Source organism: Methylomonas sp. Kb3 (assembly GCF_002834115.1).
Taxonomy (GTDB): domain Bacteria; phylum Pseudomonadota; class Gammaproteobacteria; order Methylococcales; family Methylomonadaceae; genus Methylomonas; species Methylomonas defluvii.
In genome coordinates, this window is the sequence record NZ_PIZT01000022.1 from 1 (window position 1) to 24978 (window position 24978).

General features: G+C 48.6%; 20 protein-coding genes. 16 read left to right on the top strand and 4 right to left on the bottom strand.

Annotated features, from left to right (window positions below; translation table 11 throughout):
• The 5 genes from CWO84_RS13335 to CWO84_RS13355 form a co-directional block, all read left to right on the top strand.
• A partial coding sequence (locus tag CWO84_RS13335; RefSeq protein ID WP_117433618.1) for an amino acid adenylation domain-containing protein occupies window positions 1-1371 on the top strand: 1371 nt, incomplete at its 5' end.
• Complete coding sequence (locus CWO84_RS13340) at window positions 1353-2564, top strand: thioesterase domain-containing protein (RefSeq protein WP_133120678.1); 1212 nt, start codon at window positions 1353-1355, stop codon at window positions 2562-2564. The genes CWO84_RS13335 and CWO84_RS13340, both read left to right, overlap by 19 nt.
• Before the next feature lie 136 nt (window positions 2565-2700).
• On the top strand, window positions 2701-5139 hold the full coding sequence (locus CWO84_RS13345; RefSeq protein ID WP_240618049.1) for a TonB-dependent receptor: 2439 nt from the start codon (window positions 2701-2703) through the stop codon (window positions 5137-5139).
• Window positions 5140-5376: 237 nt separating this feature from the next.
• On the top strand, window positions 5377-6294 hold the full coding sequence (locus CWO84_RS13350) for a sulfotransferase domain-containing protein (RefSeq protein ID WP_165786322.1): 918 nt from the start codon (window positions 5377-5379) through the stop codon (window positions 6292-6294).
• A 360-nt stretch (window positions 6295-6654) separates the two neighbouring features.
• On the top strand, window positions 6655-7344 hold the full coding sequence (locus CWO84_RS13355; RefSeq protein ID WP_240618050.1) for a 4'-phosphopantetheinyl transferase superfamily protein: 690 nt from the start codon (window positions 6655-6657) through the stop codon (window positions 7342-7344).
• A gap of 83 nt (window positions 7345-7427) precedes the next feature.
• On the opposite strand, the gene CWO84_RS13360 is transcribed toward CWO84_RS13355, so the two are convergent.
• Window positions 7428-7646, bottom strand: coding sequence for an MbtH family NRPS accessory protein (locus CWO84_RS13360; RefSeq protein ID WP_101053186.1), 219 nt, complete (start codon window positions 7644-7646; stop codon window positions 7428-7430).
• Between the two features lie 95 nt (window positions 7647-7741).
• Window positions 7742-8254 carry an RNA polymerase sigma factor gene (locus CWO84_RS13365; RefSeq protein ID WP_101053188.1) on the bottom strand — a complete coding sequence of 171 codons (513 nt, stop codon included), beginning with the start codon at window positions 8252-8254 and terminating at the stop codon, window positions 7742-7744.
• A gap of 639 nt (window positions 8255-8893) precedes the next feature.
• Between CWO84_RS13365 and CWO84_RS13370 the strand changes: the two genes are divergently transcribed.
• The 3 genes from CWO84_RS13370 (at window position 8894) to CWO84_RS13380 (ending at window position 14021) form a co-directional block, all read left to right on the top strand.
• The gene (locus tag CWO84_RS13370) at window positions 8894-10579 is read left to right on the top strand and encodes a cyclic peptide export ABC transporter (RefSeq protein WP_101053190.1); all 1686 of its coding nucleotides are present in this window, start codon (window positions 8894-8896) and stop codon (window positions 10577-10579) included.
• A gap of 18 nt (window positions 10580-10597) precedes the next feature.
• The gene (locus CWO84_RS13375) at window positions 10598-12979 is read left to right on the top strand and encodes a penicillin acylase family protein (protein WP_101053192.1); all 2382 of its coding nucleotides are present in this window, start codon (window positions 10598-10600) and stop codon (window positions 12977-12979) included.
• A gap of 88 nt (window positions 12980-13067) precedes the next feature.
• Complete coding sequence (locus CWO84_RS13380; RefSeq protein ID WP_101053194.1) at window positions 13068-14021, top strand: FecR domain-containing protein; 954 nt, start codon at window positions 13068-13070, stop codon at window positions 14019-14021.
• A gap of 27 nt (window positions 14022-14048) precedes the next feature.
• Here CWO84_RS13380 and cysC read toward each other — a convergent pair whose 3' ends face one another.
• Complete coding sequence (cysC, locus tag CWO84_RS13385; RefSeq protein WP_101053196.1) at window positions 14049-14666, bottom strand: adenylyl-sulfate kinase; 618 nt, start codon at window positions 14664-14666, stop codon at window positions 14049-14051.
• A gap of 197 nt (window positions 14667-14863) precedes the next feature.
• Between cysC and CWO84_RS13390 the strand changes: the two genes are divergently transcribed.
• The 8 genes from CWO84_RS13390 (at window position 14864) to CWO84_RS13425 (ending at window position 24282) form a co-directional block, all read left to right on the top strand.
• Window positions 14864-16057, top strand: coding sequence for a PepSY-associated TM helix domain-containing protein (locus tag CWO84_RS13390; RefSeq protein WP_101053198.1), 1194 nt, complete (start codon window positions 14864-14866; stop codon window positions 16055-16057).
• A gap of 122 nt (window positions 16058-16179) precedes the next feature.
• Complete coding sequence (locus CWO84_RS13395) at window positions 16180-17544, top strand: efflux transporter outer membrane subunit (RefSeq protein WP_276308156.1); 1365 nt, start codon at window positions 16180-16182, stop codon at window positions 17542-17544.
• Window positions 17541-18704, top strand: coding sequence for an efflux RND transporter periplasmic adaptor subunit (locus CWO84_RS13400; protein WP_101053202.1), 1164 nt, complete (start codon window positions 17541-17543; stop codon window positions 18702-18704). Before CWO84_RS13395 ends, CWO84_RS13400 begins: the two co-directional genes overlap by 4 nt.
• Window positions 18697-21891: an efflux RND transporter permease subunit gene (locus CWO84_RS13405; RefSeq protein WP_101053204.1), complete on the top strand. Its 3195-nt coding sequence runs from the start codon at window positions 18697-18699 to the stop codon at window positions 21889-21891. The genes CWO84_RS13400 and CWO84_RS13405 overlap by 8 nt, the downstream gene beginning before the upstream one ends.
• Window positions 21892-21906: 15 nt before the next feature.
• Window positions 21907-22224, top strand: coding sequence for a hypothetical protein (locus CWO84_RS13410; RefSeq protein WP_101053206.1), 318 nt, complete (start codon window positions 21907-21909; stop codon window positions 22222-22224).
• Window positions 22224-23027 (top strand): energy transducer TonB, encoded by an 804-nt coding sequence (locus tag CWO84_RS13415; protein WP_101053208.1) that lies wholly within the window; start codon window positions 22224-22226, stop codon window positions 23025-23027. Before CWO84_RS13410 ends, CWO84_RS13415 begins: the two co-directional genes overlap by 1 nt.
• Window positions 23028-23176: 149 nt before the next feature.
• Entirely contained in the window at window positions 23177-23872 is a 696-nt protein-coding gene (locus tag CWO84_RS13420; RefSeq protein ID WP_101053210.1) for a MotA/TolQ/ExbB proton channel family protein, read from the top strand.
• 2 nt (window positions 23873-23874) lie between these two features.
• On the top strand, window positions 23875-24282 hold the full coding sequence (locus CWO84_RS13425; RefSeq protein ID WP_101053212.1) for a biopolymer transporter ExbD: 408 nt from the start codon (window positions 23875-23877) through the stop codon (window positions 24280-24282).
• Between the two features lie 97 nt (window positions 24283-24379).
• Here CWO84_RS13425 and CWO84_RS13430 read toward each other — a convergent pair.
• On the bottom strand, window positions 24380-24978 hold a 599-nt coding region (locus CWO84_RS13430; protein WP_101053214.1), incomplete at its 5' end, for a DUF4400 domain-containing protein.

Sequence of the window (24978 nt, forward strand, 5' to 3'; positions counted from 1 at the left end):
TGCATCGAACGCTCCTTGGAAATGGTGATTGGCCTGTTGGGGATATTGAAGGCCGGTGGGGCTTACGTGCCGATGGAGCCTAATTCGCCAAGGGAGCGGATTGCTTACCAACTGCAAGATACCGGGGCTAAGCTGTTGGTGACCAAGGCCCAGTTGATGTCAACGCTGCCTGAAGCCGAAATCGCCTGGGTTGGTATCGATAGCGAGTGGCCGGAAATCGAGAAATGCTCGAAAGGCAATCCCAATGTGACCGCCTTTGCCTCACAACTTGCCTACGTCATCTACACCTCGGGTTCGACGGGACTGCCTAAGGGGGTGATGATCTCTCATCGGGAAGTATTGCGCTTATTTGCGGCGACCGAACGGCAATTTCGGATCGGCTGCCAAGATGTCTGGACAATGTTTCATTCCTTCGCCTTCGATTTTTCGGTCTGGGAGATCTGGGGAGCGCTGTTATATGGCGGACGCTTGGTGATTGTGCCGCATTGCGTCAGCCGTTCGCCAGACGAGTTTAGACTCTTGCTGAAGCAGGAGAAGGTGACGGTGCTCAACCAAACGCCATCGGCGTTTTTGCAGTTGATGCATACCGACGCGCAGCAGGCCGATAGTATCGAGAGCTTACGCTTGGTCATTTTCGGCGGCGAGGCGTTGGAACCTTACAAATTAAAATCCTGGTTCGAACGTTACGGCGACCAGCGTCCGCAATTGGTCAATATGTATGGTATTACCGAAACGACGGTTCATGTCACCTACCGCGCATTGACGATGCAGGATGCGGAAGCCGCCGCTAGTCCCATCGGCAGGCCGATTGCTGATTTACAAACCTACTTGCTGGATGCATCGCTCAATCTTTGTCCTGTCGGTTGCGGTGGCGAATTGCATGTCGGTGGCGCGGGGTTGGCGAGAGGCTATCTGAATCGGCCAGAGCTGACGGCGGAACGCTTTATTCCTAATCCATTTGGAAAGCCTGGTAGTCGACTCTATAAGTCTGGCGATCTGGCCAAATACCCGGTTGACGGCGACATGGAATATCTGGGCCGCATCGACCATCAAGTCAAGATCAGAGGTTTCAGGATAGAGCTGGGCGAAATCGAGGCGCAGTTGCTGGCGCATCCCGAAGTCAAGGAAGCTGCGGTGTTGGCGCGGGAAGATCAGCCGGGCGACAAGCGTCTGGTGGCCTATCTGGTGGCAGACTCATTCGGCAGTTTGCCGATCGACATCCTGAAAACCTATCTGAGACTAGCCCTGCCGGACTACATGGTGCCTAGTGCCTTCGTGGTGCTGGACGAAATGCCGCTGACGGTTAACGGCAAATTCGATAGAAAGCGCTTGCCGGCCCCGGACACGGCAGTTTGCCGATCGACATCCTGAAAACCTATCTGAGACTAGCCCTGCCGGACTACATGGTGCCTAGTGCCTTCGTGGTGCTGGACGAAATGCCGCTGACGGTTAACGGCAAATTCGATAGAAAGCGCTTGCCGGCCCCGGACATGACTGAACAGTTGGTCAAACAATATGAGCCCCCTAGAACAGAGGTCGAGCACGTTTTGGTCGGTATTTGGCAAGATTTGCTGGGAGTCGAGCGGGTCGGAAGAAATGATGATTTTTTCGAGCTTGGTGGGCATTCACTACTTGCAGTGCAATTAATTTCGCGGTTACGCACCCGGCTTGGAATAGAGATTCCATTGCGCATCCTTTTTACTAAATCGATTTTACGAGACTTCGCAATCGAAATTATCGATACGATACCCCGAAATCAATCAAATTTAGTAGCAATTAGACCGGAAGGAATTACGTGTCCATTATTCATGATACATCCACGGGGAGGACAGATCGATTATGTCAGAGCTTTAGCGCCGTGGTTATCCAATGATCGCCCTCTTTACGGATTGCATGCTATAGGTTTAATAGAAGGAGAAACACCGATTGCGGTGATGGAAGACATCGCGACACGATACTTACATGAAATTCGTTCTATTCAGAAAATAGGGCCTTATTGCTTGGCCGGCTATTCTTCTGGTGGAATGATTGCTTACGAAATTGCAAATCAATTGATTAAATGTGGCGAGCAGGTACTTTATTTAGGATTAATTGATACCCCGGCAGGATATAACATCGAAAACTATTTGGATGATTTTAATGAATGTGTTGTTTTTGAAAGGGAGTTGATTAGTAGCGGCATAGTTACAAATCCTGAAGAAGTAAAAGAAATTAATATGTTGTCTGCTTTTAATGAATTTAATATTTTGTTGAATTATGTTCGCTCAAGGCAGCTAATACCCCAGGATCTTGATCAAGAAACTGTAAAACGCTACCTCAAAGTCTGTTATACGACAGACAAAGCGCTACAGGAATACGCTCCAAAGCCTATTTCTGTTCCGATTACATTATACGCCGCTTCAGACGAGAACAATTCATTTGATATTGCGATTGGTTGGGAGTCGGTAATGGGAGGTAATTTGAAAGTCGTGCCGATTGATGGAGATCATAGAACAATATTAGATAGACCTAATATTGAGTGGTTAGGGAAAGCAATTTCAGAGGCATTAGCTTGTGTCAATTAATTTGATGTCATTAAAAATTTAATGAAGACATGGGGGAAGTTGGGTCGGTAGTCGTCTTCTAAGCAGACAGGAATGCAGTGGCATTTTTAACTGTATTTTAAGTTGGCATTCACTACATTCATTACCGAGATTAACCATGAGTTATTTAGTAATCTACAACGATTTCACAACAAATAGTAAGAAACTTTCAGCAAGTACTAAAGCCGATTATCGTCATACCTTTAAAGCAGTTGTGTATCTATGTGCCATGTTAAGTACGACGCCTGTATTTGCGGAGGACGAGGTATATAATTTCAATATTTCCGCTGGCGATATGACGGCAGCGCTAAATAAATTGGCAGAAACCGCTAATGTTGAACTTAACTATCCGGCATCAGTGGCCAACGAGTTGAAATCGAATGGATTAAGAGGCAATTACACGGCAGAACAAGCGTTACAGCAGCTTTTGAAAGGGAGTGGGCTGAATTATAGGTTATCCGGGGGTAATTCGATTACGATAGAGAGACAACTGGAGCCGCAATCGAATGTGCCGACAGCAATGGCTGTCGTTACAGTGACCGGCAAAGCCGTCAACGATGCAACCGATCCATACAATTCGGATTACAGTCTACCTAATGCCTCCACTGCGACCAAGACGGATACGCCTATCATGGAAACGCCTTTTTCGGTGCAGGTAGTGCCAAAACAAGTGCTTGAGGATACTCAAAGCGTAAGGTCTACCGACGCTTTGGATTATGTCAGTGGCATGTATCGTGCTAGCGGTTCGGGTGATTACTTAGACTGGTCAACCCGAAGAGGGTTTAATAATTTCCCTGTTGGGGACTATCGCGATGGAATGCCTCTGCCGTTGGGAGATTTTATAGTGGGTGGTCGAGATTTGGCCAATACGGAGAAGGTTGAAGTTTTAAAAGGGCCTGCGTCTTTGCTCTATGGAATGGCGGTGCCTGGTGGCGTAGTGAATTATGAAACTAAAAAGCCTTTGTCAACACCCTATTATTCATTGCAACAGCAATTCGGTTCTTATGACTTTTATCGCACAACAGTTGATGCCACGGGGCCGATTAATGATGATAAGTCCTTATTGTACCGATTCAATTTAGCTTATAAAGACACAAACTCCTTTCGGGATATGGTTAATAGTGAGCGCGTATTCGTTGCGCCAACGGTAACTTGGAATATCAGTCCTAGTACGCAGGTGAACTTTGAAATGGAATATGACACTGGACATGTGGTGTTTGATCGAGGAATACCAGCAATAGGAAATCGTCCTGCTAATTTGCCTCGCAGCCGATTTCTAGGAGAAGCAAACCCTCCAACCAAGTATGAGACGCTAATGTTGGGCATAAATTGGTCTCATGCCTTCAATGACAATTGGACCTTCAATCATCGGTTTAACATGGTTCATGCTGGTGTTGACCAAATCGCCACTTTCCCTACTCTCATCGACCCTACTACGGTTAACCGGTTTGGAGCTCATTCCACTTATAATATTCACGACAACGCAATGTATTTCAATAGCATAAATCTAACCGGTCACTTTTCAACTTTGGGGCTAAAGCATACTTTGCTATTAGGGGGTGATTACTATAGAAAGAGCTTGGATAATTTAATAGCCAATTTTTTTGGCTCTGATGTAAATATTTACAATCCAATTTATCTTGGATCTAGTATTGCTGACGGTGCACCTGTCCTTAACCTCGATTCTCAGAATGATTGGTTTGGCTTGTATCTTCAGGATCAAATCAAACTGCCATTTAACTTGAATATGCTGGCTGGATTTCGTTACGACAGTGCTGAGAGTAGTCTTACTATAAATAACGGTACTCCGACCAGGAATTCTCGGCAAGATAGCTTGACACCTAGAGGGGGCTTAGTGTGGCAACCAGTTCCAGAGCTTAGTCTCTATGGTAGTTATACGGAAAATTTCAGCGGAATTAATGGTGGAGGGCTAGGGGGCTCGATACTCCCACCGGAATCTGCTCAGCAATGGGAGTTAGGGATGAAAACTGAGTTGTTCGATAAACGGTTTTTGGCTACTTTGGCTTGGTTTGATCTTACTAAACAAAATGTCGCTGTTTTCAATGGCAATACCGGCTTCTCAGAGGCAATTGGAGAGGCCCGGAGCGCGGGGTTGGAATTGGATGTCAAGGGTGAAATTTTGCCTGGTTGGAATGTGATTAGCGCCTATGCCTATACACCCGATGCAACAACTACTAGAGGTAATGCAAATGAAGTAGGTCAACGCTTTCAGGGTGTGCCTAGGCATGGTGGTAGTTTGTTTACCAGTTACGAGCTACAAGCTGGGATCTTACAAGGCTTGAAATTTGGCGGTGGCGTTATTGTTCGCAGCTCACAGCATACTGACTCGAATACCAATACCGCGATATTACCGGGCTATTCGACTGTGAATTTGTTGACTAGTTATTCTTGGAAAGTAAATGGAAGCAAGCTGACTACACAGTTGAATGTCAATAATCTGCTTGATAAGCCTTATTATCCTGCTTCGTTTGGTCGAGACAGCATTGAAGTAGGGGCGCCACGGACGTTTATGGGATCGGTGAGGGTGGAGTATTAATGGCTAATGTAAGTTTCGTGATACGGGCCGGCAACGTTTAATATAGGGCGTGTGGATTTGTTGTTAGGGAGTAACCGGTGATGGTGATTTAAAAATAATTTGTTTTATATTGTTTTCGAAAAACGGCTGTCATCGGTTGATTAATTATTGCTTGTCAAAAACAGATAAAAAATAAAATAGATGAGAGCTTCTTCGGTTTGTAAAAAAAGAAATAGGTTGGCCAGGTCTTATCAGTTAATGTCCGAATATACAAGCTTGATGGGTGGGTTCGTTTCTGCAGAAAAAAAGCCTACAAGGTATGAATATTGTTCAAAGTGGTTTGAGTATCAGTTTCTAGATCATTATTTTGCTGCAGTCCCACCATGGCGATGTTTTGTGAGAAAGTTTTCTGGCTTGAGAACACTTCCGGATTTTTGCGTTGTTGGTCCAATAAAAGGTGGAACAAGCGATTTGGCTGTTAATATTATGCTGCATCCGCATATTATGCCTCCATTGGCAAAAGAGTATTACAGTTCGGACATAGATAAATTGAGAATATTATATCCAACAGAAAAGCAAAGAAATAATCATGCTTTGGTAAATGGTGGGGTTATGTGTCCGTTTTTAGCTCCTTATCTGAATTGGATGGAGTTTGTTCATAATTTCTCAATTGCAAAGCCAAATGCCAAAATAGTGCTTACTCTAAGAGATCCGGTTGATAGGCTTTACTCACATTGGAAGTGGGAGGTATTTCAGTCCGGTAAAGAGCGAGTAGAAGGTCTTCCGTTTTTAAGTACATTTTCCGCGTATGTGGATAAAGCGCTATCGCTATTTCCCGAATATCCAATGTACACTGTATGTCGCTCGGAGCCGTTGCAAACAAGTATTTACTGGAAGGCTGTGAGTTTTTGGATTGAATGTTTTGGAAGAGAAAATGTATTGGTGCTGGATATTGAAAGCTATTTCTTGGATAAGAGCCGATTTTTAAATGAAATATATGATTTTGTTGGTTTGCCACAGTTTCATATTCCAAGTGGGGGGGATAGGGTCAACGAAAATCCTATTGAGCTTTCTCCTCCGGATCAGGAAAGTCTTCTCAAATTGACGGCTTTTTTTGAGTCGCATAATCAAAAACTATGGGGCTTACTAGGCAAAGAATTTAATTGGTCAAAGTGATGTCTTCAACGAATTATAGTCAAACGCATAAATCACTATAATACTTATTTTTCACAAAAACATCTCAATCCAATATTTGGCGAATCTTAAGGAGCCTGAAAACTCTTTCCATCCTTCAGCAATAATGATTTTAATACAAATTTTGTTTGCGGTTTGAGTATGGGTTATAGCTTTTAGTTTAATTTTTTGATAAAAATTAATCGGGTGTTTTCTGATGTGGTCAGGAACAATAACTCACCTACATCCAGCGTGTTTTCTGATGGTCGCACCGTCTTACGGGATTTCACTTGCGGCGGCTTGACGTCATCATTGTGAATGAGTGCTTGTGAATTGTAAGTTTAAATAATTTTAAATTATGGCGTGGTAAATATTGACTTATGGATTGACCGATCAGATTTTTTTAACTATAAAAACTATCTTTATTTCTGGTCGCTATTAAATACCCTTGAACGCGTCAAAGCCCAACGTTTCGTGCGAGAACCCGACCGCAGGCGCTATGTGGCTGCTCACGGCAAGCTTAGGCGAATTTTGGCGACTTATTTACGAATACCGCCGGATACAATTGCTTTAGCGACGCATGAGCATGGCAAGCCTTTTATTGTCGGCGATGAAAGGCATGGTATTAAATTCAATATGGCTCATTCCGGCGATTTTCTTTTGGTTGGCGTCAGTAGCGGCTACGACATTGGCGTCGATATCGAAGTGTGGTCGGACAGTGTCGATTATGAAGCGGTTCTCGATCTGTGTTTCGCCGATGCCGAGCGTTACTTTTGGAATACTTTACCCGTGGAACAACGGCAGGCGTTTTTTTATCGACTGTGGACACGCAAGGAAAGCTTTGTTAAGGCTGTCGGCTTAGGTCTTGGGTTAGATGTTGCGCAGGTGGTTACCGCCCCCGGTGGGCCGAGTCGGTTTTTATCGTTGCCAAGTGGGTGCGGTGAGCCGGGAGACTGGAGTTTGACGGATCTGGAATTGGCGACCGGTCTTAGCGGGGCTTTGACTATTTCGGGGGGGGATTGTCTGGCCAATATCACCTATAAGAGGCTGTGAATACCCAAGCTTGTTGAGGGTACATCCTTGTATCGGCATCGATTCGATGCTCTGTTCCAATATTGTGCTGACAAAATCGTTTGCTAGTTCAATCCTGCTTGCTGCATATGCTGGCGCAGACTTAACGGGCGCATGTCTGTCCACACTTCCTTGATGTAATCCAGGCATTCTTGTTTGAGGCCTTTTGGGCCTTCTGCTCGCCAGCCGCCTGGGATGTCTTTATATTCCGGCCAGATGGAGTACTGCTCTTCGTCATTGACAACGACCTGATAAATCGTAGTGTCTTCCTCGTCCCAACTCATCTTTTTCTCCGTGGTTCAGGTGCAAAAAAAGTAAAGCTGCGTGCTTTACATATTAAAATCTTCAATTAAGAAGACGACCTAAACCTTCTTTATCCTCAGTCGTTGCTGAAATCGGCCTGGTGAATTTTAAATTGCTTGCGGCAATGCAAAAGGGCTCTAGCTAAAAGTTTTTCTACAGCGCTATCGGAAATATTCATTTCAATGGCTATTTCGGCGTATGTCATGCCGTAAACACGATTCAAAATAAATGCTTCTCTGGCACGATCTGGTAGTTCGTCAACGATATTGGAAAAGATCGATAGTTTTTCATTGACGATTGCTAGATGCTCAGTCGAAGGTAGTTCGTCACAAATAGTCAGCGTAGGGTCTGTGTTGTTTAGATGTTTCTCAATGACTTTTCGGTGTTTGATATGGTCATAAGCTAAGTTCTTAGCTGTTTGAAATAGGAAGCCACGTGGGTGTTCGATAAGCTGCTTGCGAGCTTCCCTGGAAAATATAATGAAACATTCCTGCACGAGTTCTGCGGCGATATCTGGGCAATCAACAATACGCGATAAATGAAGTTGTAGTTCCGATTGATGGTTGATGTACACAGATTCAAAATTCATGCTCAATATCCTATTTGGTTGCTTTGCCGCCTTCTTAGTCAACTGTATTGACGTGGGTGGCAAAGAGTCGCATGGCTAGATTGTTTGGTTAAGGATGAGTAATTTTCAGGACTAAAAGTGGTTACCGTTTAAGTAGAGTTTTTGCATCAAGATTCAAACGATATCCCATTAGTTTAGCAATAATAAGGCCATCCATTAATATCCATAAGTTTCAGGAAGTTGTTCTTGCCTGGGCGAGAGGATTTGGCGGAAAGTGTGTGAAATGGCGCATCAGGCGGGTTATATGACACAGCTTAATTATCGCGATTGACTTGCTTCTCCAGATTCAAATTCAGTCAAATTACTTTCTTTTTGTCAGCAGGCGGGTGTGATTTACTAAATTAGCTGGGGTTATTTCGTGTTCAAAGCGTCTTCTAAAGGACATGGATGTCAGGCTTATTCATGGATACACGTTCAGGCATTTTTTATTGGCTGCGATCATGACGGAATGGTCGGAGTGCCCCTGATTCTTTAGCTGGCCGTTTGATTTAGGCAGCGCAAAAAATGCTAGGTAGTTCGTTGCAATTGCTATGAGCGAGGTGTTTTTGTCTATAACGATTACTGTCTGTCAACGGTTTAGCAATTAATAACGGAGTCACTATGCTGCTATTTTTATGGCGTTCATCATGGATCACTATCACAGCTGTGTTATCGACCGGTGTTACTAGTGGTCTAAGTAATGCCGCATTAATTGCATTTATTAATACCAGTCTAGTTGGTCAAATGAATATCCCGCACGCCATTTGGTGGTTCGCTGGATTAGCATTCACCGTATTAGCCAGTCGGACCGCGTCCCATTATTTGTTAAATCAATTCAGTACGCAACTGGTCCGAGATCTGCGGCTTCGTATTAGCCGGTTAATTTTGAATGCACCGTATCCAAATTTGCAAAAGATGGGGAAATCAGCACTCCTCAGCCATCTCACTGAAGACGTTAATGCTATCGCAAGCGCCAGCGAGCTTTTTCCTGTGCTCTGTATCAATTTCGCCATTCTCATTGGTTGTATGGCGTATTTGAGTTGGTTGTCTTGGCAATTGGCTCTGGTGCTAGCCGGCATCATTCTGTTTGGTGTGACGACCTTTAATTTGTTTAAAAATATACCGGTCAGATCCGTCCTCAACACACGTGATGAATACGATGTACTAAGCAGAGGCTTTACGGCGTTGACCGAGGGTGTTCGCGAGCTAAAACTTCATCGCCGTAGAAGTGAGGCGTTTGTTTCACAATCGCTTTCCAACAGTGCAGAAGCGTATCGGCAGCATTCATTTCGCGCGACTGTCGCCTATTTGTGGCTGAACCAATGGGTTCAATTACTCTACTATTTGACGATTGGGGCGATTTTATATGCCTTCCCTATTTGGCAAACCCTGACACAAGAAATCATCAGTGGCTATGTTGTAGTGTTTTTATTCATGATGTCGCCTCTGACCATCGTGACGAATAGTTTGCCAGCTTTTAGTCGCGCAAAAGTTTCGTTGGATCGAATTTTGAAACTCGATGAAAAACTGGTTGAACAAAGCCTTGCTGAACGGCTGGCCAAATTAGCGGTACAGAAAAGCTTTACTTCATTGACCCTCTCTGGAGTTACTCATAGTTTTCATCGTGAAAAGGAAAACCGGAATTTCACATTAGGCCCAATAGATCTTGAATTTCATCCGGGGGAGTTGGTATTTCTCGTGGGTGGCAATGGCAGCGGCAAAACGACATTGGCAATGCTGTTGATCGGTCTTTATCATCCAGCGCGCGGCATGATTTCATGGAATGGCTGCCCTGTCGATGCAGGCAATCGCGATGCTTATATGCAGAACTTTTCAGTGATATTCTCTGACTTTTATCTATTTGACGAGTTGTATGGTGTAGATGTGGAACAGCGCCGAGGTGCCGTGGACGATTATTTGCAGCGTTTGCACCTTAACCATAAGGTAGAAATTGTCAATGGTCAGTTTTCTTCAGTGAGTCTGTCCCAAGGACAACGCAAACGTCTAGCGTTATTGGTGGCTTATTTGGAGGATCGACCTTTTTACGTGTTTGACGAATGGGCTGCCGACCAAGATCCGGAATTTAAACATTTGTTCTATACCGAACTATTACCTGCGCTAAAAGCTCAAGGCAAAACGATTTTGGCGATCACGCACGATGAAAAGTATTTCTATTTGGCTGATCGATGTATCAAGCTGGATGAAGGCAATATTGCTGCGATTGAATACCCTAAGGGATATTCCGAACACGTAGCGGTAAACTCTGAATGGCAGCGTGCTGCTCAAGCAGAGGCTTCAATTTCTTGACGAGGGTAGACGGCGGCAATGGCTAAGCAAAAAAAATGGCTACGTATTGGGCTTGGCTCGATTGGATTATTCGTTGTTGCGGGTGGCTTAGGTTATCATTGGTGGTTGCAATCATTACCGGTTTTGGACGGCGAATTCAAATTGGCCAAATTGTCTTCGTCGGCAAGTGTAGATACGGATCCTCACGGTATTCCGCTCATCAACGCCAGTAACCGAATTGATGCGGCGCGCGTTCTAGGTTATGTCACTGCCCGTGATCGTCTGTTTCAAATGGATTTGATGCGTCGCAAGAGTGCTGGACGATTGGCCGAAATCTTTGGCGAAATGGCTGTCAAGAGTGATTTGCAATCAAGAATTTATGGTTTCAACGTCAGAGCTCGGCAAATTTTGTCCAAGCAGTCCGCTATTCATCGCCAATATTTAGAGGCCTATGCGGATGGCGTCAACAGCTATCTCCAGCAAAATCCTACTTTACCCTTCGAGTTTAAAGTGCTGGGTTACCAGCCCGAGCCTTGGCAAGTTGAAGATTGCTTGCTGGTTGTGTTGGGAATGTTTGAAAACTTGACGGCCTGGGCGGAGCGTAGCGAACGGATGCTTAGTACTATGGAGCAAACATTGCCGCCTGAAGTCGTTGCATTCTTGACGCCGGATAGTGACCGGTTTACCGACTATTTGATGAATTACACTAAGTCTCTTCGACCGCCGCAAGGCATTCCCGTAACGGCGATGCAAACATTGTTAGCAGACGGTGCGCCAAATTCGGGAAACTTGGCTAAGGCGCCGGAGGACACGCTAGCCGGCTCCAACGCTTGGGCGGTTAGTGGTACCAAAACAAGTGACGGGCGGGCAATACTGGCAAATGATATGCATTTGGGGATTAGTGTCCCGAACATTTGGTATCGCGTTGAGCTTCGATATCCCGAGGTGCGGGCAGTCGGCCTTAATTTGCCTGGCACACCCTTTATTGTTTCAGGCAGTAACCAACATGTGGCCTGGGGGGTAACCAACCTCAGCGGAGACTTTTTGGATTTGGTCAAACTTGAAATCAATCCTGATAACGACGGGCAATACCGGGTTGGCGATCATTGGCAAAATTTCGACGAACGACGTGAAACGATACTTATCAAAGGTTCGGAGCGCAAAGCATTGACGGTTAGAGAAACCCAATGGGGACCAGTAGCCGAGCAAGCGTTATTGGGTCAGCCGGTTGCCATTCATTGGGTGGCTTTGGATGCGGAGGCGGTTAATATCGGCATCATGGATTTGGAAGGGAGTAAAACCTTGGAAGACTCTTTGGCTATTGTAAAGCGCGCCGGCGGACCAGAGTTGAACGTATTATTGGCGGACGAAAACGGACAGATAGCCTGGACCTTGACGGGCAAGATTCCTCGCCGTTTTGGCGGAGACGGTACAATCAGTCGTTCGTGGGCCGATGGTAAAACAGGATGGCAAGGCTATATGCAAGCCGATGAAATGCCACAGTCCATTGATCCTGACGAAGGCTTTTTAGTCTCGGCCAACGATCGGCGATTTTCTGCCGATTTCCCCTATGCCATTGGTCACCAATACGTTAATGGTTACCGAGCATACCGAATCAATCAACGGCTTAAGCAAGCGGCGACCCATAGCGAATGGTCGTTGTTCAATCTTCAACAAGATACCGAGACTGAATTTTATGTCTACTACCAACAGCTTGCTTTAAAAATATTGTCGCCGGATGTTTTGGCGAATAAACCCGAATTAATCGCACTACGGGATTATTTGACAAGTTGGAATGGTCGAGCCGATATTTCAAGTTTGGGGTTGCCGGTATTGGTGGAGTTCCGCAAGCAACTGATTGATTCGGTTTTCACGCCGTTTTTAAATAGTTGCAAGCAGGCCGATAAAAATTTTGTCTATAGCTGGAATTACGTCGATACCCCCTTGCAAGCTATATTAAACGAGAGGCCGGCGCAATTATTGCCGGAAGCGGCTCAGCATAAGACGTGGGATCAATTTATTCTGGCGCAGTTGGAAATAAGTGCGGACACGGTAATGTCTCGTCATCCCGATGTCGGCTTGACTAATTTGACGTGGGGTAAGCAAAACATTGTCGGTCACGCTCACCCTTTTTCCAAAGCGTTGCCTTTGCTTTCAACTGCATTAGATATGCCTCATCAATCGTTGGCTGGATGCGGCGGGTTTTGTGTACGGGTAACCGGTGCTGATTTTGGGGCGAGTGAACGATTGGTGGCGTCCCCGAATCATTTATCAGAGGGGATTTTACATATGCCGGGCGGACAATCGGGGCATCCGCTCTCGAGTTACTATAAGGATCAACAAGTTTTTTGGGTGGAGGGATTGCCAATGCCTTTGATGGCTGGCAAATCCCAACATAAATTGGTGTTAAAACCGGAATAATCTGGCAGACGACGATATAACTGGAGCAATGAAATTAGAATTCGTTAAAATGATAAACCGTTTTTTAACTCACTATCTGTAGAATATTTTGGACTCCGATCTGAGCGACAATATAGACGAACAGGCCGTGGCATGGTTTATCCGTTTGCGCGCCGATAACGTAAATAACGAGGATAGGACGTCTTTCGAACATTGGCTTAATCGAGCGGCTGAGCACCGTGACGCCTTTAATGAAGTGTGCGCCATGTGGGGCGATACGGATCTGTTAAAAAGCCTAAGCATCAGCGCTAAAGTACATGGCATTGCCCCCAAGCGCTCTAAAAAGCGTTATATCAATACCAGATTGCCATTGGCTCTTGCCGCGTGTTTGGTACTGGCAGTGTCGCTTAGTGGTCAAATTCGGATTTTATTGAAAGCGGATTATTCGTCGGCCATAGGGGAACGTAAAACTGTTCTATTAGAGGATGGCTCCACTGCCATGCTTAACACAGACAGCGCGATCGCCGTCAATATGAAAGACGGCGAACGATCTGTTGAGTTATTCAAGGGAGAGGTTTTTTTTGATGTGAAGCCCGATCCTCGTCGCCCGTTTTTGGTCCACGCGGACCATTCCACGACGCGCGTATTAGGTACGCGATTTTTTGTTAATCAGCGAAAAGAAAACGACGAGATTAAGGTGCTCTCCGGTCGTGTCGAAGTATCTGAAAATCAAATTTGGAAAGATCCTGTCGTTTTAGGTGAGAATGAAGCGGTCACCGTTTACGAAACATCGCTCGGACAGGCGAAAAAATTAGATTCGAAACTGTCTACTTCATGGATTAACGGATTTTTGGTGTATGAAAACGAAACGCTAGAGGCAGTAATGGAGACCATTAACCGGTATCGTCCAGGGGTGGTTTTGTTTAGAGATGATTCATTGCGGCAACTAAAAATCAACGGTCGCCTCAGCATACGAGAGTCCCATGATATGCTGAAAGTGTTGCAAAGAACCATGAATATTAAGATGACCTATTTAACCGACTGGGTTGTAATTGTTGGATAGGTTGCCGAATCTTCAAAAACAGTGCATTTATATAGGGCTGTTGGGAGGCAGGATGCCCATTTTATGCAGGTTATTGATGATATGAGTGGAACATTCCTCGATGCTCATCTGATCAGTATCGATCACGATTTCCGGTGTTTCTGGTGGCTCGTAAGGGGAAGAAATGCCGGTAAAATGGGCTATTTCACCGAGTCTTGCCCGTCGATAGAGTCCTTTAACGTCTCGTTGCTCGCAGACCGTCAAATCGCAGTTGCAGTAAATTTCAATAAAATCCCCATCTGCCACGGTACTCCGGGCGAGCTCTCTTTCTAACCTGAAAGGCGATATGAACGCAGTGAGGGTTATATTTCCTGCGTCGAGCATTAACCTCGCGACTTCCGCAATCCGGCGAATGTTTTCTTTTCTATCGGCGTCTTCAAAGCCTAAATCTTTCGAAAGACCATGTCGGATGTTATCTCCATCCAATACAAACGTACGGCAACCTTGCTGATACAGTTGTGCCTCTACTGAGTGCGCTATGGTTGATTTTCCGGCTCCAGACAACCCTGTAAACCACAAAATGACCGACCGATGCCCGTTCAGGGATTCCCGGTGTGATCGTGATATTTGAGAATGATGCCAGACAATGTTTTTGTCATATTCCATGCGGATGAATCCAATCAATAGTGATGTGGGATGTGGGTGATGATGCAAGCCACTAACGGTTTTGCTTCATAACGGAGACGATTATTGCCGTTAAGTTACTCAGCAATGGATTCTTGGTAGGTGGTATTTTCGTGACTAAATCGTCTTCTTTTATACACGGATTACACGTTATTAAAGATAAAGATTTTGGAGTTTTTATGAAAATCCGCCCATTTTGGGTGCTTGTTCATCGCTATACCGGTTTATCGATGACCATTTTCTTAGTCATTGTAGGATTGACCGGCAGTTTACTGGCGTTTTACAAAGAGTTGGATGGCGCGATTAATCCCCATTTGTATGTTGAAGCTCACGGCCGCACGCCTCTCGCTTTTGATGCACTCATCGATTACGCTGACAAATACATTGAGCCTCAGGCTAATGTGCAATCGTTATGGATGAGTGCTTCTGCCGTACAATTTTCGGTATCACCGCATCAAAATGAGCAAACTGGCCAATCGTTCGAGTTGAATTACGATCAACTGATTCTCGATCCTTACACTGGATCAGAATTGGGGCGGCGTCGTTGGGGCGCCATCTCTGAGGGCATGACCAATCTCATGCCTTTTCTCTATAAGCTGCATTTCAACCTAGCTTTGGACGATGTCGGCATGTGGATCTTAGGCATCACCGCATTGATCTGGACTATCGACTGTTTTGTTGGTTTCTATTTAACCTTACCGGCTAAAGTGTTTGTCGCTCAAGTCAATCAAACGAACGTTTCGCCGTTTTGGCTGCGCTGGCGTCGCGCTTGGCTAATCAAATGGCGTGGTTCGTCTTTCCGAATCAAATACGATTTACACCGTGCTGGCGGCCTGTGGGTATGGTTCGCCTTATTGGTGTTTGCCTGGTCAAGTGTCTTTATGAATCTGGGCGATACGGTCTATCAAAAGGTGATGCAATCGGTTAGTGATTATCATCAACCCTGGACTGAAATCGAAGATTTACCTGAACCCCTGGTTCATCCAGCGATTGATTTGCACGAAGCTTATCGTTTGGCTAATCAAGCTATGATCCGTGCCGCAGTCGAACACGGTTTCCAAATCGAAGCGCCAGTGGCCATTTGGATCAATCGTGCCAAAGGGATCTACGTCTATTGTATCCGCAGCAGTCTTGATATTCAGGATCGCGAAGGCCAAACACGGGTTGTGATCGATGCCAATAGCGGACAACAAAAAATGTTGCTGCTCCCCACCGGCCAATATAACGGTAATACCATAACTTCTTGGTTAATGGCCTTGCATATGGCTAACGTTTTTGGCCTGCCGTATAGATTGTTTGTTTGTGTATTGGGCTTGGTTATTGTGATGTTATCCGTGACAGGCGTAGTAATCTGGTTAAAGAAGCGCCGTTAATGTCGACACCACGATTTTCCACACATAAATCGAGCCATCAGTCCTCGGCGTCGATCGTCGAGTGGGGACAGTGCAGTACGAAAAAAAGTTACATATCATGCTTGGCGATGTTTTCCATGTTGGTGTTCTTTGTGTTGCCTGCCTGCAATTCGATGCCAGCACGTGACCCGAATACCTTGGAAATTGCATTGCCAGCGCAATGGCAAAGTTCGGTACTGCCCAGCGAACAAACGGCCGCCAATTGGTTGTCAACCTTTAACGATAATGCATTGACCGATTTGGTGAAGCTTGGCTTATCCGGCAATTTTGACTTACGGGCTGCCGCAGCCCGTATCGATGCCGCCAAGGAACAAGCAACGATTGTCGGTGCCGGGCGTTTGCCGCAAGTGTACTTTGCGTCGGGTTATCAGCGTGGCTTGGATGCGTTGAACACTGAGTCTGGTCAGTTTTTGGCGTTGTTTAACTTAAGCTGGGAGCTGGATGTCTGGGGGCGTATCAAAGCTTCACAGCAAGCTGCGCTTGAAGATGCTGTTGCGGTGAGCGAAGACTATCAGGCCGCGCGTTTGTCGTTAGCAGCGCGGCTTGCTCAGGTTTACTTTCAATGGTTTGAGGCCCGTTTGCAGGCCGAAGTAGCGGCGCAGTCGGTGAAAGACCGTGGCGTGATTGTCGCGTTGGTGCGCGGTCGGTTTAATAAAGGCCTGACGCGTGGCCTGGATTTGCGGCTGGCTTTGACAGACTTGGCCAATGCTGAAGCCCAATCGGCGCAGATGCACAACGATGTGCAGATTTTGCACAAACAATTGCAGACCTTGTTGGGGCGTTATCCAGTCAGCAGTGAATCGGTTTCGTTTCATGGGTTGGATTCAACGGTTTCATCGCTGTCTCAGGGCTTACCCCAACCGCCCGCCACGTTAGCAGCAGGTTTGCCATCCGAACTGCTCAACCGCCGCCCGGATGTGGTCGCCGCTTTTAAGCGACTGCAAGCTGCCGATCAACGCTTGGCCAGCAGCGAAAAGGCGCTTTTGCCTCGCATCACCTTAACAGCCGCTGGTGGTAGCGTGGGTGCTGCTCTTGCAGACATCGTCGATCCCCGCGCCGCCGCCTGGAATCTGGCAGCTGGCTTGGCGCAACCGTTGTTCACCGGTGAACGTTTACAAGCTGATATTCGTTTGAAGCAAGCCAATGTCGAAGACGCCTACAACCAATACCAAAGCGTGGCTTTGAATGCTTTCCGCGAAGTGGAACAAGCACTGGCTGCCGAAAGTCGTTTGCGCGAACAGGAACACGCCTTGCGCGAAGCCGTAGCGCAAACCGAAGCCAGTCGTAAGTTGGCGGTGTATTCCTACCGGCAAGGTCTAATCGAGATTTTGACCTTGCTGGACAGCTACCGCAGCACCCTGAATGCGCAAAGTGCCCATCTGGCGGTGCAGCGGCAATTACTGACTAATCGGATTAGTCTGTATCTGGCGTTGGGCGGTGCGGTATGAAACGTTCGGCTGCGTCACTCAAAATCATATTGCCCATAGCCGTGTTGCTGACGGCAGGCGTTGCCAGCTGGGCGGTGTTCGCGTTACGCCCCGCTGTTGAACCGCAAACCGCTTCCACCGCAATCCCCGAAGTCACCATCCTGCGCGTCGAACCACATACCCTGCGCCTGAATGTGGTGTCGCAAGGCGTCGTCACGCCGCGCGAAGAAATCGATCTGGTCAGCGAAGTGGCGGGCAAAGTGGTGCAGATGCATCCGGCTTTGGTTGCGGGTGGCTTCTTCAAAGCGGGTGAGTTACTGCTGACCATCGATCCGCGCGATTACGATTATGCCATCACCGCAGCCCAGGCCCGCATTGCCGAAGCCAAGCGGGTGTTGATCGCCGAACAGGCGCAAGTCGAACAAGCACACAGTGAATGGCAAGCCCTCGGTGAAGGTGAAGCCAGCGAACTGGCCTTGCGCAAACCGCAATTGGCCGAAGCACAAGCCAAACTGCAAGCCGCGCAAGCAGATTTGGCCAAGGCCCAACTCAATCGCAGTCGCTGCGAGCTACGCGCACCGTTCGCTGGTCGCATTCTGACTAAACAGGCTGGTGTTGGACAGTTTTTATCATCGGGTGCGGTAGTGGCGAGGATTTACGCCAGCGATGAAGCCGAAGTACGGTTGCCGGTCAGCAGTGAACAACTGGCGTTTTTGAATTTGCCATTAGCCTTGCCGCATAGTGATGCCAGCCTATGGCCAAAGGTGACCTTGAGTGCCGAACTGGGTGGCAGCCAGCACCAATGGCTGGGCCAGATCGTGCGTAGCGAAGCAGCTGTATCCGAAGACAGTGGCCAATGGTATCTAGTTGCGCAGGTCAGCCAACCTTTTCAACCCATCGCTAACCGTCCGCCGTTGGTGAAAGGTCTATTCGTCCACGCCGAGATTGAAGGTGCCGAACGGGCTGGTGTTTATCGCTTGCCGCGTAGCGCGGTTAGTCCGACGCAAACCGTGAAATTAGTCAATGCCGAACAAAAGCTGGAGATTCGAGCGGTTGAAATCTTACGCCGCGAGGCTGAATCGGTAGTGATCAAATCGGGTCTGCAAACTGGCGAACGCGTGGTCGTATCCGAATTGCCTATGGCGATTGCTGGCACACCGGTCAAGGTGCTCAATGACTAAGCGCCATCCTGTCCGCAGTCTGCCCGCCTGGTTCACCGCCAATCCAATCGCCGCCAATCTGCTCATGCTGTTGATCATGTGCGGCGGCTTACTCGGTATCGCCGATGTCGATAAAGAAGTGTTTCCACGCTTCAGTCCGCATCAGATTGTGGTCAACACCCAATACCCAGGAGCGGGGACGGAAGAAGTCGAAGAATCGGTGTGCGTGCCAATTGAAGAAGCGATTCACGACATTCCGGGCATCAAGCATTTGCACAGTGAAATCCGAGGCGATGACTGCAAGATCGAAGTGGAGATTTTGCCTGAGATTCCCCGCGAACAGGTCATGGCCAGTGTGCAAAGCAAGGTGCAAGGCCTCGCCAAATTGCCTAAGCAACTGGAAAAAATCCAGGTTCTGCCTGCCGATCGCAATGACGATGACGGTGTAATCTGGGTGGCGCTGCACGGCAATACTGACGCATTTACTTTGCAAAGCTTCGGTGAGCAGATTCAGCAACAACTGGCGGCGATACCCGGCGTCAGCAAGGCCCGTAATTACGGCGAGATGGCTTACGAGCTGGCCATCGAAGTCTCGCCCGACAAGTTACGCCAATACCAGATGACACTGGATGAAGTCGCGCAAGCGGTGCGCAAAGCTTCGGTGGATTTGCCCGGCGGGTTAATCAAAAATCCCGATGGAGAGTTGTTGTTAAGGGTTAATCAACGCGCCAAGGATGCCGATGCGGTGGGAGCTCTAATCATCAAAACCTTACTCGATGGTAACCGGGTTAGGCTCGATCAAATCGCCACCATCAAGGACGGCCTGGAAGAACGCTTGTCTGAGTGGCATCACAACGGTGAAATCGCCCAGGGCTGGGAAGTGCATACCACCCAGGATAGTGTGGCCGTGGCAAGAAATGTCAAAGCAACCGTTGAACAGCTTCGTCAGCAGTTACCACCAGGTTTGCGGTTGATTACTTGGTGGGACGACTCGCAGGCCTATGACGAGCGTATCGATACCTTGCTGGAAGACGGTTTGAGCGGCTTCTTGCTGGTGTGTTTGGTGTTATCGCTGTTCTTGCGGGTACGGGTGGCGCTGTGGGCGGGCGTGGGGATTTTTACTTCGGTGCTGGGGGCGTTCTGGTTGATGCCGGCATTGGATGTATCGCTGAATATGCTGTCACTGTTTGGCTTTCTGCTGGCGATGGGCATTTTGGTCGATGACGCTATCATCATTGGCGAGAGCGTGCATAGTCGCCAAGTCGAAGGCAGACTGTCACCACTCCAAGCCACCATCCAAGGGGTGCAAGACGTTGCCCTACCCGTGATTCTGTCGGTCCTGATTGTGCTGGTCGCCTTTTTGCCGGGCTTGTTCCTGCCCGGCTGGGGTGGACAAATGATGAAGCCGATTTGCTTGGTGATGATTTTGACTTTGGTGTTTTCGCTGGTCGAGGCCTTACTGATTCTGCCGTCGCATTTGGTCAGCGATGTGGAATCAACGGTCAATCTCAATCGCTTGCAACGCATCCGCCAACAGATGAACGACCGGCTGGATCGATTTGTCGAGCAGGTCTATCGGCCATTTCTGGAAACCGCGATTGCTTGGCGCTATTTAACGGCGTCTTTGTTTTTGGGGCTGATCGTGTTTTGTGCAGCGCTGGTCGCCAGTGACACGGTTCGGCAATCGATTAATCCCGATGTCACCAAAGACAGCTTTTGGGTATCGATGCAGTTGCCGCAAAGTGCGCCGTATAGCGAGGCCAAAGCACTAGCTGCCAAGGTGGAACAGGCGTTGTTTAGTTTGCGGGATGAGTTGGATGGCGTTAGGTCCAACGAACCAACACCGAATCACGTAACCAACGCTCACGATACGAGTGTCATTGTTGGCGTGGAAACCATGATATGGGAACACGGTGCCGGCATTTGGCTGGAGTTTTCACCGGAAGGTCGGCAACGCTTGAAAGTGGAAGCCTTCATCCGGCAATGGCGCGAGCGCATCGGCGACATCGGTCGCGGCAAAGTCGATTTCATCTACAAGGAAGGCGATGAACCCTATGACCTTGAGTTGCTATTAGGCGCTACCGATACCGATCTATTACCCAAAGCCGCCGAGCAACTGAAACAGCAACTGCTGGCACAGCCCGGCGTTTATGACGTGGTCGATTCCAGCGAACCCGGCAAGCCTGAAATTAAAGTCAGCCTCAAACCCAGCGCTGAGCGTTTGGGACTGCGCCTGGAGCAACTGGCCGAACAAGTCCATCACGGTTATTACGGTGACGAAGTGCATCGGTTTTTACGCGGCCGTAGCGAAGTCAAAGTCATGGTGCGTTATCCACTCGATCAACGGCAATCGCTGGATACCTTAAGACAACAACCGATTCGCCTGCCAAATGGTTCGACAGCGCCACTGGGTGAATTAGCGGATATTCAACTGGCACCGGGTTTTTCACGTTTGGTGCGGGAGGATCGGCAGCGGGTGTTGAAAGTCCAGGCCAGGGTCAACCCAACGCTCTCCGATGCCAACGCGCTGTATGCACAACTGGAGCAAAGCCAGATACCGGTCTTGCAACAGGCATTCCCCGGCTTGACCGTCAAGATCGGTCAACAACGTCAGGAACAGGAAGCCATGCTCGCCGCCTTTGCCAAAAACACGCTAATGGCCTTACTGGTGATTTATGCCTTAATCGCCGTGCCGTTTAAGTCGTACTCAAAGCCGTTGATCTTCCTGCTGGCCGCGCCGGTGGCCTGGTGCGGTGCGGTATTGGCACATTGGGCGTTCGGCTTGCCGCTGTCGATGGAGTCTTTGGTGGGCATGATTGCCGCTAGCGGCGTGGTGGTCAATGACAGCTTGGTGCTGCTGGATTACGTTCGCCAGCACGGTGAGGATGACCAGCCGGTTGAACGCTTGATCATCGACGCTTGTAGCTCCCGTTTTCGCGCCATTCTGCTGGCGTTTTTAACCAACTTTGCCGGCTTCCTACCGACGCTACTGGAAACCAGCCCACAAGCGCAATTTTTGATTCCGATGACCTTGTCGCTGTCGGCGGGTTTGCTGATTGGTATGGCTGCCAGTCTGATTCTGACACCGGTTTGTTATGAGATTTTGGCTCGTCCCGATCCCAATCGACATGCCAAGAATATCACTGATTCAAGTCCGTCGGTTGCTCAGCCACCGGAGTGCTATGCCCAACACCATAACGAGTACTAAGTAAGGAGAATTTGCATGTTAAGTAAACCCCGCAAAAAATCCAGGCTCGATCCGCCGATGGTGGTATCCGCTGAAAGAGCCGCCGATGTGTTTCCGACAGTACGCTATTTCCAGATTCATTTTGAGTTTTTGCAAGAGCAGATTCAGTTGATCTTGCGTAACCAGGAGTCCTTGCAACAGCAGATGCAGCAACTGGAAAGTCAGCTGTCGCGATCAGCTCAAGGTATGCGTCTGAATAGCAAAGCGTTGAGTCCGATTGAGCGCCTGACCGCCAATCGTAACGCCACGCAGGACACTGACACGCCCAATCTTAATTTGACGGGGGGACGGTGATGTTCGCACTGTGGCATTCGATCACGCAAATGGCGAGGCTGTCTACGACCCAGCGTTCGTTTATCCAAACGGCGCAAGGTTTACCGGATCCTCATCAGTTTTTGGTGTCGGCGCCGATGCCCAACAATCGCTATCGGCGTTCAGTTGCGGTGACATCAGCTGTGCTAGTTGCGACGTTGCTGCATGGCGGTTTGTTGTTCTGGTATGTCAGTCGTCCGGCACCGCTGCCGTTTTCGGCGGCAGCACCGTTGCCGATGATCGCCATGGAGTTGTCGGCACCACCGTCGCCGGTGGTCAATCAACCGATTGCGCCGCCGCAACCACCGAAACCCGTCGTGCCAGCCAAAGAGGATAAGCCCAAGGTCAAACCGAAACCGAAGTCAAAACCGTCGGAACGTCTGGTCAAGCAGGTTGAGGAGCGAAAATCCGTTGAACCGGAACCAGTTGCACCGGCGATGCCCGCTGCGGCTGCCCCACAAACCCTGAACCACAACGCCTTGGCAGCACCGCGCAACGACACCTATATGCCCGCTGATAGCAATGCCGCGTATCTGAACAACCCAAAACCTGAATACCCCATGACCGCACGACAGCGGCATTGGCAGGGCACGGTGTTGTTACGGGTCTATGTCGGAGCGGATGGCAAAGCGCTGCTAGTCAACATTCAGCGTTCCAGCAATCACGACACGCTGGATGAATCTGCCTTGGAAGCTGTAAAACTATGGCGCTTTGTACCTGCCAAGCGTGGAGATACGCCAGAACCCTGCTGGGTAACCGTGCCGATTACCTTTGAACTGGATTGAACACCGCTCCCAAGAGGGTTTGCAGCCCGACCCGCCTACCTGGGTCGGACAACACGGACGTTGATAGACCTGGATTGAGGATGATCCAGGTGCTGCACGGATGAGTAACTAAGCCAAGATTTTAAAAATAAAACAATAACGAGAACTTTATGGACCACATTTTTAGCTTTTCTGAAACCGCCATCGTCGACGGCACCCTGTGTATGCTGGGCTGCTTTTCCCTGGTCACCTGGAGCGTTATTTTGCTTAAGGTCGGTGAAATCGCTTGGCACCGTTACCGTAACCATAAGCTGCTGCAACGTTTCAGTGGTGCCGTGTCCCTGGAAACCTTGGATGCGATCGACAACCACCCGGAAAACCCCTTAGCGGTTCAAGCCGGACGAGTGCTAAGCGTTGGCCGCCAAACCTACGCCCGTGCGCAAAGTCTGCCGCATGACTGCCAAACCCAGCACGCTGCTTGGCACGAACTCATCGAACGCGCCTTGCGTCAGCAATTACAAAAAGAAAAGGCCTTGCTGGATTCTGGCCTGGGCTGGTTAGCCAGCATTGGCAGTACCTCGCCGTTTATCGGTCTGTTCGGCACGGTGTGGGGCATCATGCACGCCCTGAAAGACATTGGTGCGCAAGGCACGGCCAGTCTGGAAGTGGTCGCCGGCCCGATTGGCGAAGCCTTGATTGCCACCGCCTTGGGCATTGCCGTCGCGATTCCGGCGGTGATTGCTTATAACTTTTTTCTGCGCCAAAACCGCCAAGTCCTAGCCAGCCTGGAGCATATTGCTACCGACTTTTTGCGCAGTTGTATCGAAAACGACTTAAGTCAACAACCTCAACCTCAGGAGGTCTGATCATGTCCATGCAATTTCCCAGCGAAGATGAAGGCGGCGAAATGAGTGAAATCAACGTCACGCCGTTAGTGGATGTGATGTTGGTACTGCTGGTGGTGTTTATCGTCACCGCGCCGTTACTGACGCAAGTGGTCAAAGTCAAACTACCCAAGACCGAACAGACCGAGCCGACACCCGACAAGCATGTTGCCATCTTGGCCGTGACCGCCAGCGGTGAAGCGCTGCTGGACGACAAGGCCGTGCCATTAACCAGCTTGGAAAGTGAGCTTAAAGCCCTGCAGGAGCGCGATCCCGACATTAGTGTGCAACTGCAAGCCGACAAAGCGGCGGTGTTCGAATCGGTGGCCAAGGTAATGGCTAGTGCGCAACGTTCGGGAGTCAGTAAGTTGTCGTTTGTGACAATAGAGTAATAGCAGTGGTATTTATTCAGAGTAACTTAAATAAGAGTGACTATTCATGTCGACTTTTAATGCTGCTGGACGCTGAATAGTAACGGACCATTTTAGTCTAAATTCTTTTCTGTGTATTAGCGAGCAACACGTTGACGGCATAGGCCACGACAAAAACACCCACCGGGACGGCTTGTGGCGGAATCGGAAACGGCAAGGTCAAACTGACCAGCAGCAGATATAGCGCGCCCAGAATCAGGTAGAGGCTGTAGCGATGCGCCATGGGGCTTGGATAATCGAAGTTGGTCTGGCTGATCTTGCGCCGTACCAGTCCGTCGACGACAAACGGCAGCAAGGAAGCCGCCATGTACGGTAACCAAATGCAGGCGGTGGTCAGGCGCTTGATCATTTGAAAGATGGTGTCCCACAGCACGTTGAGCCGGCTTTCGATAAAGGGAAACAAATCGTTACGCCCCACATCCTCGAAGCCTTTGGACATTTGCCGTTCGCGCTCGGTCGGGATGAAGTAGCGGAACACGCTTTCTCGGATACCGGTAGTGACGAACAAGCGATCAAACCAGCGCTGCGCGGTATGGCTGATCTGAGATTCTTTATAGGCGCCAAAATAGCCGATCATCATCTGGTCTTCGGCGCGCTGAAGTTCCCGCGTCCAGCGGTCGGACACGAAGCTGGCCACCAGGATCACTTCCAGTAGCC

Bases quoted from the DNA above. Each gene is read 5' to 3' on its own strand.
- CWO84_RS13345 (WP_240618049.1), top strand. From the start codon at position 2,701: ATGAGTTATTTAGTAATCTACAACGATTTCACAACAAATAGTAAGAAA.
- CWO84_RS13350 (WP_165786322.1), top strand. From the start codon at position 5,377: ATGTCCGAATATACAAGCTTGATGGGTGGGTTCGTTTCTGCAGAAAAA.
- CWO84_RS13360 (WP_101053186.1), bottom strand. From the start codon at position 7,646: ATGAGTTGGGACGAGGAAGACACTACGATTTATCAGGTCGTTGTCAAT.
- CWO84_RS13365 (WP_101053188.1), bottom strand. From the start codon at position 8,254: ATGAATTTTGAATCTGTGTACATCAACCATCAATCGGAACTACAACTT.
- CWO84_RS13370 (WP_101053190.1), top strand. From the start codon at position 8,894: ATGCTGCTATTTTTATGGCGTTCATCATGGATCACTATCACAGCTGTG.
- CWO84_RS13375 (WP_101053192.1), top strand. From the start codon at position 10,598: ATGGCTAAGCAAAAAAAATGGCTACGTATTGGGCTTGGCTCGATTGGA.
- cysC (WP_101053196.1), bottom strand. From the start codon at position 14,666: ATGGAATATGACAAAAACATTGTCTGGCATCATTCTCAAATATCACGA.
- CWO84_RS13390 (WP_101053198.1), top strand. From the start codon at position 14,864: ATGAAAATCCGCCCATTTTGGGTGCTTGTTCATCGCTATACCGGTTTA.
- CWO84_RS13400 (WP_101053202.1), top strand. From the start codon at position 17,541: ATGAAACGTTCGGCTGCGTCACTCAAAATCATATTGCCCATAGCCGTG.
- CWO84_RS13405 (WP_101053204.1), top strand. From the start codon at position 18,697: ATGACTAAGCGCCATCCTGTCCGCAGTCTGCCCGCCTGGTTCACCGCC.
- CWO84_RS13410 (WP_101053206.1), top strand. From the start codon at position 21,907: ATGTTAAGTAAACCCCGCAAAAAATCCAGGCTCGATCCGCCGATGGTG.
- CWO84_RS13415 (WP_101053208.1), top strand. From the start codon at position 22,224: ATGTTCGCACTGTGGCATTCGATCACGCAAATGGCGAGGCTGTCTACG.
- CWO84_RS13420 (WP_101053210.1), top strand. From the start codon at position 23,177: ATGGACCACATTTTTAGCTTTTCTGAAACCGCCATCGTCGACGGCACC.
- CWO84_RS13425 (WP_101053212.1), top strand. From the start codon at position 23,875: ATGTCCATGCAATTTCCCAGCGAAGATGAAGGCGGCGAAATGAGTGAA.